Below are 17,431 nucleotides of genomic sequence, written 5' to 3'. Positions count from 1 at the left end.
TCTGTTATGCTGATAAGGAGTCTCAAGTGAAAGGGAATAGAACTTATAATGAAATTTGCCGTGCTTGATTTTGAAACTACGGGAACCCAATCCGTGGGTGAGATCATCCAGGTTGGCCTTGCCATTATAGAAGAAGACCGGTCTATTTCCCGGGTGTATGGTTCCTACGTTAAGCCCGGAACACCGATCCCCCCGTTTATTACAGGATTGACCGGTATTACAGACAGTGATGTGCAAGATGCACCTGAACTGGATGAAATGATGATGGAGCTTGTCCCCATGCTCGACGACGTCGTTCTGGTTGGACACAATGTGGCTTTTGATTTTCATTTTCTGCAGAATGCGCTCGACCGGTGCGGCTATTTGCCGTTCCAGGGCCGAATTCTGGATACGATTGATTTTCTCAAAATATGCTTTCCGTCATTAACGACTTACCAGCTTGGGGCTGTAAGCACTTATTTTGGCCTGACCCATGACCGTCCGCACCAGGCAGACAGCGATGCGCTTGCCACTGCTCTCGTACTGTTGAAATGCCTGGAAGAACTGTATAGCCTGCCTCTGCTGACTATTCAGCGTCTGAATGAGCTGTTTGCGGACGAGGACAGTGATCTGGCCTGGTATTTCGACGGGCTGCTCCGTGAACGTGAAATGGAGACCTTCCAGCCTGAAGGGGAACTAACCTTTTACCGTCAGCTTGCGCTGGCTGTCGGGGATTGGTCAGAGCTATCTCCCCCCCGTGAGGAGGGAACTGGCAATCCTCTGCAGAATATTACCTTTGAGGAATATATGGATGAGGTGACCCAGCGGCTGAAGGAGACTTTGCCCCAATACGAGAGCCGTGAAGCCCAGGAGATTATGATTCACGAGGTCATGGCTGCACTAGAGGGTGACAAGCATCTCTTAATCGAGGCGGGGACGGGTACCGGCAAGTCGCTAGGCTATCTGCTTCCTGCCATTTACCACAGTGTGCGCTCAGACCAGAAGGTAATGGTGAGCACACATACCATCAACCTTCAAGACCAGCTGCGTGAGCGCGACATCCCTCTATTGACGAGTGTCGTGCCGTTCCCGTTTAAGGCTGCAATCTTCAAGGGGAGAGGACACTATTTGTGTCTGCGGAAGTTCGAACATAAAATAAACAAAAAGGACTTTACAAGTCCGCGGGAAGAAGCGCTTACTGCGGCACAAATGATTGTATGGCTGACTCAGACCCAGTCGGGTGATGACGAGGAGCTGAATCTGAACGGCCGCGGCGGTGATTTCTGGGAGACCGTGGCCAGTGATACGGATTCGTGTCTTGGACGTTCCTGCCCCTGGTTCCGCAAGTGCTACTATCATCGGGCCAAGCACGAAGCCGGGATAGCGGATGTCGTAGTGACCAATCATTCCAAGCTATTTGCGGACGTGAAGGCCGGGCATCAGCTGCTCCCGGCTTATGAACACCTCGTCATTGATGAGGCCCATCATTTGGAGGATATTGCAGGCAAGCACCTCGGCATGCAGATGAAATACTTCACCGTCGCCCATACGCTTACGCGTCTCTACAAAGACAGCCGGAGCGGCCAGTTGCCTGCTCTGCGTCAAACGCTGCAGTCATCAGGCAGTGAGCAGGCTGCGGAATGGAGCGGTGTGATCGATAGGATCTACCCGGACCTGCTTACGGTTAAGGAATCGTGGGACACGCTTAGTGATAAACTGTTTGCCCTGCTGCCTGAACGCAGTGACGCCGCTGCCGGAGAAGCCGGACAACTGGTTACCCGACTTCTGCCGGGCAAGAAGCCCAAGGATTGGGAAGATCTAGCTGCACTTGAGAACACACTTCATCTTAGTCTAAGTGATATTATTCGCAAGGGCGACAAGATGCTCAGTGAAATGCGTGAATCGGAGAGTCAATCATCTTCGGATAGTCTGGTGACGGATATCGGCGGGTTATTTAAGGACTTGGCCTCCATCCGTGAACAAGTGCGCTTTTTCATGAATCTGAATGACGAGAATATCGTCTACTGGATGGAAGGCAGCGGCAACTATAAAGGGAAATCGCTGCAGCTGTATGCCGTTCCGGTCGATGTCAGTGCCCAGCTCAAGGAACTCTTTTTTGATAAAAAGAAAAGCATTATCCTTACCTCAGCTACTTTGTCCGTAGATAAGTCCTTTCAATTTATGATTGACAATCTGGGACTGGGCGAGTCCGCTGAACAGGGAAGGCTGATGACAGCGCTGCTCCCATCTCCGTTTAAGTACCGTGAACAGGCACTTCTGGTGATACCGCGTGATTTCCCCAGTGTCAAAGGCAGTGTGGGTGATGCCCGTTTTGTCGATAAGCTGGTACATTCATTGGCGGAGGCCGCTGTAGCAACACGGGGCCGGATGCTGGTGCTCTTCACATCCTATAAAATGCTGCGCCAGGTCTTTGATCCTCTGAAGGAGGCGCTCGTCTCTGAGGATATAACTGTACTGGGACAGGGAGTGGAAGGCGGCAGCCGGAGCAAGCTGATCCGGCGTTTTCAGGACAGCTCCGCCTCTGTATTGCTCGGAACAAGCAGCTTCTGGGAAGGTGTGGATATTCCGGGTGAGGCTTTGACCTGTCTGGCCATTGTCAGACTGCCTTTTCAGCCGCCGAACCATCCGCTTGCGGAAGCTAAGGCCGAGCTGCTTCAGGCTCAGAAAAAGAACCCGTTTATGAAGCTGTCGGTTCCCCAGGCGGTTATCCGCTTCAAACAGGGTTTCGGCCGGCTGGTGCGTACTGCCCAGGACCGGGGTATTGTTATAGTATATGATACCAGGGTGATCGAATCTTATTATGGAAAGTATTTCCTCTACTCGCTGCCTGGACCCAAAATGGAGCATATGCTGACGGATCAGATGGTTCCGCGCATTGCAGAATGGCTCGAAGACGGCAGCATATCTTAACCTGCAATCATATCAAATCTAGCCAATGAATAACGAAACTCCGTTCTTCTGGTGTCCGGTTTAAGCTGAGACGCCAGGGAACGGATTGTACTTATGCTTACAAAACTTGGCATATGCTTACGAAGTGAGTTTTGTACGAAGTAATACTATGATGCATTGCTCACAAAACTTTTAGGAGGAGAAAATATGAAATCGGATAAAATATCGGAGGCCGTGGTACGCAGACTTCCAGTGTACCTGCGCTTCCTGAATGATCTTCTGAAGCGTGAAATCTCCACCGTATCTTCCCAGGAACTGGGACAAAAACTGGATCTGAATCCGGCGCAAATCCGCAAAGATTTGGCCTATTTCGGGGATTTCGGCAGAAAAGGTATTGGCTATGATGTGTCATACCTGATTGAGAAAATCCGTCATATCCTGAAGCTTGACCAGCAGATCAACGTGGCATTAGTGGGTGCTGGTAATCTCGGCCATGCGCTCTCTAATTACAATGCATACTTGAAGGACACGATGAAAATCACTGCTGTTTTTGATTCCTATGCTCCTAAGGTCGGGCAGAAAATCAACTCACTCGTTGTCCAGCCCATGGAAGAGCTGGGAAGCACGATCCGCGAGCAGGGTATCCGCATCGGTATTATCACTGTACCGGATAGTGAAGCACAGAATGTTGCAGATATTCTGGTGGATTCAGGCATTGAGGCGATCCTTAATTTTGCACCTGTAATCTTGAAGACACCGTCTAACATCCGGATTCACGCTGCTGATTTTACTACCGATTTGCAGAGTCTGGCCTATTATTTGCATGATGGAAAGGACGAAGTAGAAGATGAACATCAATAAGACTGTCATTGTAAATGGACGATTTCTGGTGCCGGGTACGGTGAATCCGGTTCTAAGCGGCTATATGACTATAGAGAATGATCTCATCACATACATAGGAGAAGACAAGCCTGTCATTGAAGAAGGGACACAGACCGTTGACGGCAGCCGTCTGCTGTTCATGCCGGGTCTGGTCAACACGCATGGCCACACGGCCATGTCTCTGCTCCGCGGATATGGGGATGACATGGTCCTTCAGAACTGGCTGCAGGAGAAGATGTGGCCCATGGAAGAGAAATTCACCAGTGACGATGTCTACTGGGGAACCTCTTTGTCTGTGCTGGAAATGCTGAAGGGTGGTACAACCACCTTCCTCGATATGTATGACCATATGGACAGGGTTGCTGAGGTTTCTGAGCAATCGGGAATGCGTGCCGTGCTTATGCGCGGGGTTATCGGCCTCTGTCCGGAGGTTGTACAGAACCATAAGCTGGTGGAGGCGATAGCCTTTGCGCGGAACTGGCATGGAAAGGCGGATGGAAGAATCACAACGATGATTTCCCCGCACGCCCCTTACACTTGTCCTCCTGAATTTTTCGTGAAATTTGTACAGGCTGCCCATGACCTGAACCTGCCAATGCATACACACATGTCCGAAACCCGGCGGGAGGTCGAGCAGAATGCCGCAGATTACGGTCTGCGTCCGGTAGCGCATCTGGAGAAGCTGGGGATGTTCACACGCCCGGCTCTCGTGGCTCACGGGGTTCATTTGAATGATGAAGAAATAGAGATTCTAGCGCGTTACAACGTAGGAGTATCCCATAATCCGGGCAGTAACTTGAAGCTCGCAAGCGGTGTAGCACGGGTGCCGGAGCTGTTGCGTGCGGGAGTCAAGGTATCGCTGGGCACTGACGGTGCGGCAAGCAATAATAATCTGGATATGTTCGAGGAGATGCGACTGGCTGCTCTGATCCACAAAGGTGTGAGCGGTGATCCAACGGCAGTACCGGCACCGGAAGCATTGCTGATGGCGACCGAATACGGTGCACAGTCGATTTTCCTCGAGAATACCGGACGTTTAGCTCCGGGAATGAAGGCTGATTTCATTGCCCTGGATATCGACCAGCCGCACTTCCTGCCGCATACGGACCTGCTCTCCCATGCCGTGTATTCAGCGAGTGCGAAGGATGTCGAGCATGTATGGGTGGACGGTAAGCAGGTTGTGAAGAATGGACAGTGCCTGACTTTAGATGAGGAACGAATCCGCCGCAAGGCGCAGGAAACCTTTGAAGGTCTGCTGAAACGGTAAAAGAACAGGATCTATGAAGCATCCAGAGGAAAGGGAGCTGCACTTTGAAGAAAAGAAGAAAATGGCTTCTGCTGGGGATACTCCTGGTTCTGCTCCTTCTGATCGGACTAAGCCAGTTCTATGCTTACGTGATGAAAGACCAGTGGAACGAGCGCAGTGCAGCCAGAGAGGTTGCTGAAGCGAAGGCAGGATTGACGGAGGTAACCAAAGCACAGAAGTCCGTATGGGACGAAAATTCGATATACTGGGTACTTACAGGACGTAATGCAGCTGGAACGGACCTTATGGTATGGGTACGCTTTACGCTGGACGGCAAACCTGCCGGAGGAGACAACGGTGTATACGTGGAAGAGGTGTCCAAAGGCACATCTGAACAGAAAATCCGGTCTATCATTGCGTCAGACCTCCCCGGAAGCAGTATTAAACGGCTTTTGCCCGGGGTATATAACGGGGAATATGCCTGGCAATTATTTTACAAGCTGGATGACCGGTATTATTACAAGTTTTACCGTTTCGCGGATGGCAGCGCGATTGGAGACGGCTACAGCTTGCCTAGCCGCTAAGTGCCATTAGTTAAGGAAAAGATATAGCGGGTGGACAGTATTCTGTCTGCCCGCTTGTTTGTATGTGGAGAATATTGTGATTGTGTCACCTCAAATGAATCAGTTGACCTTCGAATATAGTAATAAAATATATCAGTTAGTATATACATAAGATAAAGGTTTGAGTGTGGCCCGATGTATAGTCTGACAGGATACAATAACATGAAAAGGACCGCAGCGCTAAACGTTGCGGTCTTTGCTGACGATATAAGGGAAAAAGAGCTGTCAGTTCGCCCAAAAATTAGTACTGAAAATTTTAAATATATTCACACTTTTCTTCGAAATCGTATATACACCTGTGATATACTACTATTTGTATTAAGGCATGCTTAATAGCACGCCAGTCTCGGAAGAGCGCTAGACACGCTAGTTTATAAGATTAATATATTTTTCTTATCTTTGAGAGGAGGACGTTTCTTGAAACTACGCCTAATGCCTGTACTGCTAACGTCTCTGCTGTCTGCTGCGCTTTTATTTGGCGGCTGGTATTCCTATCGTGAGTTCGCCGTGCAGGAACCGCTGCAGAAGATTGTATCTGCATATGAGGGAGTGAATGATTCCCATATCTCTATTAAACGCAATGAGGTTACTTTGAAACTTGATTTGAAGCCAGGCACAAAATTACGTGAGCTGGTACAGTATGTGAATACTGAGGGCAGATCGGCTATTGATGGCCGGACTCTTAAACTGGATGTAGAGCAGCATTCCAGCCAGCTTTTAGATGAATATTGGGATCAAGCGATGTTCTCGGTTGCCGAAGCGATGGAGAGCCGTAAATATACATTAATACCTGCGAAGCTGGATGAATTGAAATCTCAAAATTCCAAATACAGCAGTGTGACCGCAACGACCGAAATCGATGACAGTAACGTATATGTGAGCCTTAGCGACGGTAAGGAAAGCAAATTCATTATTTTACCTCGCGTAGCGGCAACGATGGGAGTGTGGAATAATGCCTAAGTTCTGGAAAGAGGTATTAATCGGATTTGTTCCTGTGTTGGTGATTTTTATGGCTTTTATCGGCATTAATATTTTTCCGGTTATCATTGCAGCTGGCATGGTTGGCGCTCTGCTCCTTATTGCGCATCTGCGCGGCGGACTAACCGTGAATGCCGGCGGTGACAAAAAACGCAAGAAAAACGGTCCGTCGAAGCTGACTTTTGAAGAAATCGGGGGACAGGACAATGCTAAGCAGGAGCTGCGTGAAGCGCTGGATTTCCTGATCCGCCATGAGGAAATTAGTAAATTCGGTATCCGTCCGCTCAAGGGGATTCTGCTGACAGGCCCTCCGGGAACCGGGAAGACGCTTATGGCCAAAGCAGCAGCCCATTACACAAATTCTGTGTTTGTAGCCGCTTCGGGCAGTGAGTTCGTTGAGATGTATGTCGGTGTTGGTGCCGGACGCGTACGCGATTTGTTCAAGGATGCACGGACACGTGCCTTGAAGGAAAATAAACAGAGTGCGATTATTTTCATCGATGAAATTGACGTCATCGGCGGCAAGCGCGAAGGCGGACAGCAGCGTGAGTACGATCAGACACTCAATCAGCTCCTGACTGAGATGGACGGGATTTACAATAATGATACGCCGCGTATTCTGCTGGTAGCCGCAACGAATCGCAAGGAAATGCTGGATTCTGCGCTATTGCGCCCCGGCCGTTTCGACCGGCATATTCAGGTGGACATGCCGGACAAGAAAGGCCGCAAATCCATTCTCGATCTGCATGCCCAGAACAAACCGCTGCATGAGGAGGTTAATCTGGACAAGATTGCGGAAGAGGCTTATGGCTTCTCCGGTGCCCAGCTTGAGAGCGTGATGAACGAAGCAGCGATCTACATGATGCGTGAGAACCTGACAGAGGTAGAGCAGCGGCATCTGTCAATGGCAATCGACAAGGTAATGATGGGTGAGAAGACAGACCGGGAGACGAACCACGAAGAGAAGAAACGGGTGGCGATCCACGAGCTGGGACATGCAATTATGGCTGAGATGCTGCGTCCGGGAAGTGTCAGCCAGGTAACCCTTACGCCTCGCGGACAAGCCCTAGGTTATGTACGGCATAATCCGCAGACTGAACAGTACCTGTACACTAAGGACTACCTGGAGAATCAGATTATGATTGCCCTGGGCGGAGCGGTCGCAGAAGAAATGTACTACGGAGGAAGAAGCACCGGCTCACGTGGAGACTTCGACCAGGCGCTCAATATTGTTGAGACGATGATGAAATCAGGGCTGACATCCCTCGGGATCGCCAATCTGCAAATGGTTACCACAGAAGAGTTAATGAAGGAAAATAGTAAAATACTGGATGAATTAATGATTCGAACCCATGAGCTTCTTGGGAAGCAGCGAAATGTGTTTGATTACTCTCTTGACATATTAATGAAAGAAGAAGTTCTCTCCGGAGAGCAATTTCGTTGTCAATTTCGTGACAGCGTCCTTTTACCGGCATAAATCTTTATGCCGGTTATTTTTTTTTACTTTTAAGACATGCTAAGATATTATTATATGTCGGGCTACATATTTTTTACGACAGACAAGGTACAATACAAAAGTATAGATACCTGAAAGGATGGAGACTTTTACATGAATTTTAAAAAAATCGGTGTCATCGGTGGTGGCACAATGGGTCAGGGGATTGCTGAAATGCTGGCAGCCAAAGGCCTGGATGTTATGCTGGTGGAGAAAACCGCAGAAAGACTGGACTATTCTTATGCAATGATCGAGACAAGTCTCGACAAACAGCTGGAGAAATGGGCAATTACCCAAGCTGAAAAGAAGCTAATTCTCAGCCGTATCGAAAAAGTAACGCATTTCGCTGAACTCAGCTCCTGTGATATGGTCATTGAGACCATTACCGAGGACCTGGACGCTAAGCAGAAGGTATTCAATCAGCTCGATCAGGTATGTCCGAGCCACATTATTCTGGCCAGCAACACGTCTACACTCAGCTTGACTGAGCTTGCCAGCTCTACAATGTACCCGGAACGTGTCATCGGCATGCATTTCATACATCCTGTAGCGAAGGTGGATCTTGTTGAGATTGTGCGCGGACTGAAAACCTCAGACAGCACTTTTGAAGATACCAAAGCCTTTGTTGATGAAATTGTTGAGAAAAAAGGCGTTATGATTTACGAATCCCCAGGGTTTGTATCTTCACGCCTCATTTGCCTGTTCATTAACGAAGCTATGCATGTCCTGCAGGAAGGTGTTGCTTCCCCAGAGGATATCGATGATGCCATGCGTATCGGCTACCAGTTCCAGCACGGGCCGCTTGAAATGGCTGACCGTTTCGGTCTGGATTCCGTTCTGGCCGCTCTGGAGAATATGTTCCGTGAGTACGGTGAACTGAAATACCGTCCATCCACTATTCTTAAGAAAATGGTGCGTGCAGGACAACTGGGCATGAAATCGGGCGAAGGCTTTTTCAAGTACGACAAGGATGGTGACCGTGTATGAACATTCTAGTTATTAATTCAGGCAGTTCTTCTTTGAAATACCAGCTGTACAATATGACGGATGAATCTGTGCTTGCCAAAGGTCTGGTAGAACGCATCGGGATGGACTCCTCCATTCTGAACCACAAGCCAACAGGCAAACAGGAAGTAACAGAAGTCAGTGAAATTCTTGAGCACAATACAGCGATCCGTAAAGTGCTTGCATGTCTGACGGACAAAGAGCACGGGGTTATTTCTTCGATTGATGAGATTAACGCAGTTGGACACCGTGTAGTTCACGGGGGTGAATTCTTCAAGGCTTCTGCGCTGGTTGATGCCGATGCCAAAACCAAGATCCGTCAATTGTTCGACCTTGCACCGCTGCATAATCCGGCAGCCATGATGGGGATTACGGCTACCGAAGTGAATATGCCCGGTGTGCCGCAGGCGGTTGTTTTTGATACTGCATTCCATCAGACTATGCCTGAGAAAGCTTATATGTATGCCATTCCTAGAGTGCTGTACAACAAATACAAGGTTCGCCGCTACGGCGCGCACGGTACCTCCCATGATTTCGTGAGCAAGGCTGCAGCTGAATATCTGGAGCGTCCGCTTGAAGACCTTAAGATCATTACTTGCCACATCGGTAACGGTGCGAGTGTGACTGCCGTTGACGGCGGACTGTCGATTGACACTTCAATGGGGATGACACCACTTGAAGGCCTGATGATGGGTACCCGCAGCGGCGACCTTGATCCGGCAATCGTTCCTTATGTAATGAACAAGGAAGAACTGTCCGTGGGCGAAGTGAATTCGATGCTGAACAAGCACAGCGGACTTTTGGCTATTTCTGGCATCAGCAGTGACATGCGTGATATTATTGATGGTGCGGAAAAAGGCGAGCCGAACTCTACGCTTGCTTTTGATATGTATGAGTACCGTCTGCGGAAGTATATCGGTTCTTACGCGGCAGCGATGAACGGAGTAGATGTGATCGTATTTACTGCCGGTGTTGGCGAGAATGCAGCCGTGTTGCGTGCGAAAGTGCTGAATAACCTTACGTTCCTTGGAATTGAACTGGATGCTGAAGCTAATAAGGTACGCTCCGGTGATCCGCGCCGTATCTCTACGGTAGAGTCCAAGGTACAGGTGCTCGTGGTTCCGACAAACGAAGAGCTTGTCATTGCACGCGATACTTATCGTATTGTGCAAGGAATTAACGGCTAAATCAGAGGAGAGATCAGTAGGGATGGCTAACAAGAGTGTAATCAAGAACGTGAATGAGCATGTTGGAGAAAGTGTTGTGATCGGCTGTTGGGTGAACAACAAGCGCTCCAGCGGTAAAATTCAGTTCCTGCAGCTTCGGGATGGTACAGGCTATATCCAGGGCGTTGTGGTGAAATCGGAAGTGCCGGAGCAGGTCTGGGACGATGCCAAGAGCCTCACCCAGGAAAGCTCATTGTATGTGACCGGAATCATCCGTGAGGAGCCCCGCAGTCAATCTGGATTTGAGATGACTGTAACGGGTATAGAAGTATTGCATCTTACAGAGAATTATCCAATTACCCCGAAGGAGCATGGCGTCGATTTCCTGATGGATCACCGTCATCTCTGGCTTCGTTCCGCGAAGCAGCGGGCTGTGCTCGTGATTCGTGCGGAGATTATCCGGGCGATTCAGCAATTTTTCAACCAGAACGGGTTCACGAAGGTGGATCCGCCGATCCTGACGCCAACGTCGGCAGAAGGTACAACGAACTTGTTCCACACCAAATATTTTGATGAAGACGCCTATCTTACGCAAAGCGGACAGTTGTACATGGAAGCTGCGGCGATGGCTCTTGGCCGGGTGTATTCCTTTGGCCCGACTTTCCGTGCAGAGAAATCCAAAACCCGCCGTCATTTGATCGAGTTCTGGATGATTGAGCCGGAAATGGCATTCACGGATCACGAAGAAAGCTTGAAGGTTCAAGAAGATTTTATCAGCTTTATCGTTCAGTCTGTGCTAACCAACTGCCGTGCGGAGCTGGAAGCGGTTGGCCGCGATGTGTCCAAGCTGGAAAACATCAAAGCTCCGTTCCCGCGTATCACCTATGATGATGCAATTAAATTCCTGAATGATAATGGACATGAGATTGCCTGGGGCGATGACTTCGGGGCGCCGCACGAAACGGCGATCGCGGAAGCCAATGACAAACCGGTCTTCATTACGCATTATCCGGCTTCTTTCAAGGCATTCTACATGAAGCCGGATCCTGAACGTCCAGAGGTTGTCCTCTGTGCAGATATGATAGCACCTGAAGGCTATGGGGAGATCATCGGCGGATCACAGCGTATCGACGATCCGGCTTTGATGGAGGAGCGCTTCAAGGAACATAATCTTTCAATGGATACGTACAAATGGTACATGGATCTGCGCACATATGGTTCTGTGCCACACTCCGGGTTTGGCCTTGGGCTTGAACGGACGGTAGCTTGGATTTGCGGTCTGGACCATGTACGGGAAACGATTCCGTTCCCTCGTACATTGTACCGTCTATACCCATAGGCAATCAAAGGGGGCTGCGCATGGAAGGCAAAGGATGGAGTACCTGGGGCGAAGGCGTGTCTTTTGGCCTCCAAAACGGGATGGCCGTCATTCCTTACGCACTCTTGAAGTATTACCGGAAGTTGAACCTGACCGGCAGTGAAGCGATGCTGCTAATTCATTTGTTGTCTTTCCGCCAGGTGGAGGGGATTGAATTCCCTTCCCTGGAGGAGCTTCAGACAGTAACCGGACGCAGTATATCAGCAATAGCGGGAGAACTGCAGAAGCTTATGAAAGAAGGCTTCATCAGTATTGATGAGGACAACGATGAGCTAAGAGATATTCACTATGAACGCTATAATTTCTCCGGCTTGTATGATAAGCTAGGTGCGTTTTTGTCGGTACTTGCTCAAGAATCCGTAAAGGAGAGAAGCAAACCTGTAAGTAGCGTGCCAAGTCTTCGGACGTCTGCACATCATACAGGGGTTCCTGCTCCGGATGGAGGCTACGGGAGTCCGGCTGCTCCAGCGGGCAGGGATGCGGAGGAGAGCCGCAGTCTGTTCACAATTTTTGAAAAGGAATTTGGCCGTCCGCTTTCCCCGATGGAATGTGAAACCATTTCCGGCTGGGTAGATCAGGATAAGTACCCGGAGGAATTGATTCTTCTCGCTCTGAAAGAGTCTGTATTCGCCGGAAAAGTCCATTTCCGCTATATTGACCGTATACTGCTGGAATGGGCCCGCAACCGGGTAAAGAATGCCCAGGATGTTAAGGCCTACTCTCAGAAGTTCCGTAGCGGCGGCAGATGAAAAGAGAATCAGCTGAAGTTTCTTGCCCTTAATCGGACGGGAGACGTTCAACGTCCTTCCTAACATAGAAACAACCGTACTTCCATTGGCTGGTTAGCCATGAGAAGTACGGTTGTTTTTGTTTTTAAAGATATGAATGTTTATGAAAGCTCTTTTTCCAGTGCTACTCCCATTTCGCGGGAGCGCTCGGCGCAGCGGTTCACAGCGGAAATCACGGTCTCGAAGAAATCCCCTTTTTCAAGTACCTCTAGAGCAGCCTGTGTGGATCCATTGGGTGAGGTGACTTTTTTACGCAAGGCGGCTGGTTCTTCACCGGTCTGCTGCACCATCCGGGCAGCACCAAGGACAGTCTGAACGGTCAGCTCTCTGCTCTGTTCAGCCGGGAGACCTCCGCGTATTCCTGCTGCAATCATAGCCTCCATCATGTAGTAAATGTACGCCGGACCACTACCCGAAATTCCGGTCAGGGTTTCCATGCGTTCTTCATCGATCACAGAAGTTAATCCAACGGCTTCAAAGATGTTGAGCGCGGTCCGGCGGCTTGACTCATTCACTTCCTTGGAAAAGGCAATGCCGGTTGCTCCCAGTCCGATGGAGCTGGAGGTATTAGGCATGGTACGCACAATCGGCTGTGGCTTTCCAAGCAGGCCTTGCATCGTACGGATAGTCATCCCTGCGATGACGGAAATCACCAGCTGGTCAGTAGAGAGAAGAGGCCCTAAGCCTCGCAAAGCATCGGCAGCATCCTTTGGCTTCATAGCGAGTACAATAACAGGAGCCGTGCGCAGATATTCATTTTTTTGTTCAGGTTCGTTACTGCCGAGCACCCCATAACGGCTGCGGAGCTCGCTCAGGCGTTCACTGCTGCTGCGGTTCAGCATCACGATATTACCGGAATCCACCACATTACGGGCAATCATGCCGCGCACAATCGCTTCCGCCATCGAGCCAGCGCCGTAGAAAACAATATTGTGATTAATTAATGGTATTGCAGGTTGCTGACACATGGCTTAAATCCTCCTAATAATTTTGAAGTTATAGTTCGTTGGTATTTCTTCGAAAATGGATTCGGCAGCACAGGTTTATCCCCGGACTTGTCCGGAGCCGTGAATTTTATATTTGGTTGAAGTCAGTGCAGGCAGTCCCATCGGACCGCGGGCATGCAGCTTCTGGGTGCTGATGCCAATCTCTGCCCCAAATCCGAACTCAAAGCCATCAGTGAAACGCGTTGAGGCGTTATGATAGACAGCAGCAGCATCCACTTCTTGAAGGAAACGTTCGGCATTACTCGCATCCGCGGTTACGATGCATTCGGAATGCCGGGTACTGAACTCAGCAATATGCTGCAGTGCTTCATCCAGTCCGCTGACGATTTTGATATTAAGAATATAGTCATTGTACTCCGTAGCGAAATCCTCGTTGGATACCGGTAATGCCCAAGGAATCCTAGCAACCGTTTCTGGACAGCCGCGCAGCTCTACAGGGATCTCGCGGAATGCTTCCGCCACAGCAAGGAGATGCTCTGCAGCAAAATCCCGGTGAACCAGCAGCGTCTCCATGGAGTTGCACACGGAGGGACGCTGGGCCTTGGCGTTCAGGCTGATCGCCAAGGCCATTTCCGGATCAGCACTGGCATCCAGATAAGTATGGCATATGCCTGCTCCCGTTTCAATGACGGGCACGGTGGCATTGAGCACGACATTCTGAATCAGCGCACTTCCACCGCGTGGGATGATTACATCAAGCATTCCGTTCAGCTTCAGCATCTCATCTACCGAGGAACGGTTTGGATCTTCGATTAATTGTAGAGATTGGCTTGGAATGGCTGTTCCGGCAAGTGCACGGTGCAGCACCTCGATAATTTTGCGGTTGGAAGACAGAGCAGATGAGCCGCCGCGCAGGACTACAGCATTCCCTGTTTTCAGACATAAACCCGCTGCATCTACAGTTACATTAGGACGTGCCTCGTAGATAATGCCAATGACACCCAGCGGTACACGGATTTTCTCAATATATAGTCCATTTGGACGTTCGATGGTTTCCAGGTTGTCACCGATTGGATCAGGCAGTTCGGCTATTTGCCGGAGTCCTTCTGCGATGCTGGTGATCCGTCCGACATCCAGTGCCAGCCGGTCAAGCATTGATTCCGGAGTACCGCCCAGCCGCCCTCGCTCCAAATCTTCGCTATTAGCAGCAATGATCGCGGGAGCTTCACGGATCAAGGCTTCGGCCATAACTAGCAAGGCCTCATTTTTTTGGCCGGTGCTCAGACTGGCTAGCACACCGGCAGTTTCTTTGGCTAATGCTGCCTTGTTTACAACCTCACTCATGTTACAACCTCCTAAAAGTTTTTTGAGCTTTACACCCTGGAATCAGGTTCGGATAACGCTTCGAGCTGTTAACGCAAGGTAATCCATTCATCTCGGTGGATGACCTCCAGCCGGTGAACTTCACCCAGCTTCGGCACGATCTGACCGCTTGGCAGTCCCTGAATACTGCGGAGCTGGGTGTCGTCATAGTTCACAATACCCCGCCCGAGCAGCTTGGCATCAGGTCCAAGGACTTCCACAACATCCCCTGAATGAAAATTCCCTTCAATCCGTTTTACACCCACTGGCAGCAGACTATGCCCGCCATGGAGAAGTGCTTCCACCGCACCTTCATCCACATACAGTGAACCAAGAGGAGTGGACATGAATCCGAGCCACTGTTTCTTGACGGGTAAGGAAGAAAGGTTCGTGGCAAAATAGGTGCCTTTTCCGTTGCCTTCGGCAGCCAACTCCAAGTCACCGGGCTCGGTTGCTCTGCCTATGAAGACGGGGACTCCGCCTCGTGTGGCGATTTTGGCGGCATCGATCTTGGAACGCATGCCGCCAGTGCCAACACTGGAACCAGCACCTCCTGCAAAAGCATAAATCTCCGGGGTAATCTCCTCCACACGCTCATAGCGTATGGCCGCCGGATTCTTGCGGGGATCACCACTGTATAAGCCGTCCATATCGGTTAGCACGAGGAGATGGGAGGCTTTTAGCAGATTTGCTACCAGGGCCGATAAGGTATCGTTATCGCCGAATTTCAACTCATCTACCGAAACGGTGTCATTTTCGTTAAATACAGGTACCGCTCCTTGCCGCAGAAGCTCCTCTACCGTCATCACTGCGTTATTCATTGCCCTCCGGCTACAAAAGTCGGTTCGGGTCAGCAGAATCTGCGCCGTGGGAATGCCGTGCTCCGCAAAAGCTTCCTGGTAGGCCTGCATCAGCATCACCTGGCCGACTGCAGCAGCAGCTTGCTTCTCATGCAGCAGCTTGGGGCGCGACGGATAGCCGATGCCCCGGAATCCGGCGGCTACAGCACCGGAGGTAACGAGCAGGACTTCACATCCGGCCTTGCGCAGTCCGGCAATTTCGGTAGCAAAGAAAGCAATTGCTTCGCGGTTCAATCCGCCTTCAGGTCCGGTGAGCGAGCTGCTGCCGATTTTGACTACGATTCGTGTTGTCAATGTGGTTCACTTCCTTCTCAAATTAAACATCTATATCACGCTGAAAACGACAAAAAGCCCCCATCCTTAGACTTAGCAAAGGACGAAAGCTTGGTTAACTTCCGCGGTACCACCTTCATTGATGAGGGTTCATCCGACTTCATTCTCATAACGGGAGTTTCCGTCCTGCAAGAGCAGGCCGCTCGGGGGTAGGATTCGGAATGGACAACCGCGGTAAATTCTCCCAGCCTGCCGGAATTTACTCTCTGATCACGGATAATCGCCTATTCGTACTGGTCCCGTCTGCACGTTTCACTATTTGTCATTTAGAATACCACGCAAATGTCGGGTTTGCAAAGTGCGGGAGAGTAATATTTTTTACCAGAGAAAGCATAAGCAAGGTTGACGAAATCACAGCCATTGGGCCGGATGATCAGAAACGCCTCATTAATTAGCATAATTTGAGTAAATAGACAGCGGACGAGCCTACCTGGCACATTTATGAGGCCGGAAGGCTCTTTTCATAAGAATACATACGCTGATTGCTGGTTGGCTATTCATCGGAAAGATCTTTGACGGTTGTTTTGAAGGTTTCTATAAAGGCTTCTGCTGCTTTGGATAAATAGCGTCCGCGCCGGTAGGCAACCACCAAGGTACGGCTGGGTACCGGCTCGGCCAGGGGTAAATAGACGGGAACGAACTCACTGCGCGGTGCCCTGGCGATAAAATGGGGGACGAGTGTTACTCCCATACCGGTAGCGACGAGCGATTGAACGGTCTCCATATTATTACTCTCAAATACGATACGCGGCTCAAATCCGGCTCCCCGGCATAATTCGACAGTCATTTTACGAAAGCCCTGACCTTCTTTTAGTACAATGAACGGCTCATCCTTAAGCTCCTCCAGAAAGGTGCGAATCCCAGCTGCACTCCTTGAAGCGAGTGGGTGCTCTGGCGGGACGGCCAGGTCAATCCGCTCTTCACCCAGCACTTCGTAGGCGAGTGTCGGGATCTCCAGAGGCAAGGAAAGCAGGCTTAAGTCCGTTTGACCGCTAGCCGTGAGTTTTTCCAGATTCATAGAGGAGTCTTCGAGCAGCGTGATTTCAACCTCGGCGAATTTGCTTTTGAACACAGGCAGCACATGTGGCAGCAAATGCGCACCGGTGATGGGCATGCTCCCTACAACTACATGTCCGGTCCGCAACTGGGAGATATCCGACATCTCCTGCCGTAATAGCTCCACAGCATCTATAATCGTCTGAGCCTGCTCTACAAATTTCTCCCCGGCATGAGTAAGTTCCACTGAGCTGGTATTCCGTTGAAAAAGAAGCACGCCAAGCTCCTTCTCCAGCTTCGAAAGCTGCTGGCTGAGTGAAGGCTGTGCGATATGCAGCTTATCTGCAGCACGGGAAAAATTGCGCTCTGCAGCGATCTGTAATGCATATTGAAGCTGTCTAAGTTCCATGAAAAGACTCCTTAATAGTTAATGATATAGTTATAAGTATAACCTATAAGTGATGCTATATATTAATCAACTTC

General features: G+C 50.0%; 14 protein-coding genes. 10 read left to right on the top strand and 4 right to left on the bottom strand.

The features are described 5' to 3' along the window. Nucleotides 1–48 precede the first annotated feature (48 nt). The 10 genes from dinG (at nucleotide 49) to A3849_RS31525 (ending at nucleotide 12,411) form a co-directional block, all read left to right on the top strand. Nucleotides 49–2,910, top strand: coding sequence for an ATP-dependent DNA helicase DinG (gene dinG, locus A3849_RS31570; RefSeq protein ID WP_074114984.1), 2,862 nt, complete (start codon nucleotides 49–51; stop codon nucleotides 2,908–2,910). A 186-nt stretch (nucleotides 2,911–3,096) separates the two neighbouring features. Continuing rightward, on the top strand, nucleotides 3,097–3,750 hold the full coding sequence (locus tag A3849_RS31565; protein WP_074114983.1) for a redox-sensing transcriptional repressor Rex: 654 nt from the start codon (nucleotides 3,097–3,099) through the stop codon (nucleotides 3,748–3,750). After that, nucleotides 3,737–5,038, top strand: a complete 1,302-nt coding sequence (locus A3849_RS31560) for an amidohydrolase (RefSeq protein ID WP_074114982.1) — start codon at nucleotides 3,737–3,739, stop codon at nucleotides 5,036–5,038. Before A3849_RS31565 ends, A3849_RS31560 begins: the two co-directional genes overlap by 14 nt. A gap of 44 nt (nucleotides 5,039–5,082) precedes the next feature. Further along, nucleotides 5,083–5,601: a cell wall elongation regulator TseB-like domain-containing protein gene (locus A3849_RS31555; RefSeq protein WP_074114981.1), complete on the top strand. Its 519-nt coding sequence runs from the start codon at nucleotides 5,083–5,085 to the stop codon at nucleotides 5,599–5,601. Between the two features lie 456 nt (nucleotides 5,602–6,057). Further along, on the top strand, nucleotides 6,058–6,600 hold the full coding sequence (locus A3849_RS31550) for a hypothetical protein (protein ID WP_074114980.1): 543 nt from the start codon (nucleotides 6,058–6,060) through the stop codon (nucleotides 6,598–6,600). Continuing rightward, nucleotides 6,593–8,095, top strand: a complete 1,503-nt coding sequence (locus A3849_RS31545) for an AAA family ATPase (RefSeq protein ID WP_074114979.1) — start codon at nucleotides 6,593–6,595, stop codon at nucleotides 8,093–8,095. Before A3849_RS31550 ends, A3849_RS31545 begins: the two co-directional genes overlap by 8 nt. Nucleotides 8,096–8,227: 132 nt before the next feature. Then, a complete protein-coding gene (locus A3849_RS31540; RefSeq protein ID WP_074087665.1) occupies nucleotides 8,228–9,100 on the top strand; it encodes a 3-hydroxyacyl-CoA dehydrogenase family protein in 873 nt (290 codons plus the stop codon). Beyond that, nucleotides 9,097–10,305: an acetate/propionate family kinase gene (locus A3849_RS31535; RefSeq protein WP_074087666.1), complete on the top strand. Its 1,209-nt coding sequence runs from the start codon at nucleotides 9,097–9,099 to the stop codon at nucleotides 10,303–10,305. The genes A3849_RS31540 and A3849_RS31535 overlap by 4 nt, the downstream gene beginning before the upstream one ends. A 22-nt stretch (nucleotides 10,306–10,327) precedes the next feature. After that, nucleotides 10,328–11,623, top strand: coding sequence for an asparagine--tRNA ligase (asnS, locus tag A3849_RS31530; protein ID WP_074114978.1), 1,296 nt, complete (start codon nucleotides 10,328–10,330; stop codon nucleotides 11,621–11,623). A 20-nt stretch (nucleotides 11,624–11,643) separates the two neighbouring features. Continuing rightward, nucleotides 11,644–12,411: a DnaD domain-containing protein gene (locus A3849_RS31525; RefSeq protein WP_074114977.1), complete on the top strand. Its 768-nt coding sequence runs from the start codon at nucleotides 11,644–11,646 to the stop codon at nucleotides 12,409–12,411. 140 nt (nucleotides 12,412–12,551) lie between these two features. On the opposite strand, the gene proC is transcribed toward A3849_RS31525, so the two are convergent. The 4 genes from proC to A3849_RS31500 form a co-directional block, all read right to left on the bottom strand. Next, complete coding sequence (proC, locus tag A3849_RS31520) at nucleotides 12,552–13,418, bottom strand: pyrroline-5-carboxylate reductase (RefSeq protein ID WP_074114976.1); 867 nt, start codon at nucleotides 13,416–13,418, stop codon at nucleotides 12,552–12,554. 75 nt (nucleotides 13,419–13,493) lie between these two features. After that, nucleotides 13,494–14,741 (bottom strand): glutamate-5-semialdehyde dehydrogenase, encoded by a 1,248-nt coding sequence (locus tag A3849_RS31515; protein ID WP_074114975.1) that lies wholly within the window; start codon nucleotides 14,739–14,741, stop codon nucleotides 13,494–13,496. 68 nt (nucleotides 14,742–14,809) lie between these two features. Continuing rightward, complete coding sequence (gene proB, locus A3849_RS31510; protein ID WP_074114974.1) at nucleotides 14,810–15,913, bottom strand: glutamate 5-kinase; 1,104 nt, start codon at nucleotides 15,911–15,913, stop codon at nucleotides 14,810–14,812. A 532-nt stretch (nucleotides 15,914–16,445) separates the two neighbouring features. Further along, nucleotides 16,446–17,357 (bottom strand): LysR family transcriptional regulator, encoded by a 912-nt coding sequence (locus A3849_RS31500; protein ID WP_074114972.1) that lies wholly within the window; start codon nucleotides 17,355–17,357, stop codon nucleotides 16,446–16,448. Nucleotides 17,358–17,431: the final 74 nt, after the last annotated feature.

It is taken from the genome of Paenibacillus sp. P46E (assembly GCF_001909095.1).
GTDB lineage: Bacteria > Bacillota > Bacilli > Paenibacillales > Paenibacillaceae > Paenibacillus_AQ > Paenibacillus_AQ helianthi.
This window is presented reverse-complemented; position numbering and strand designations above follow the sequence as displayed.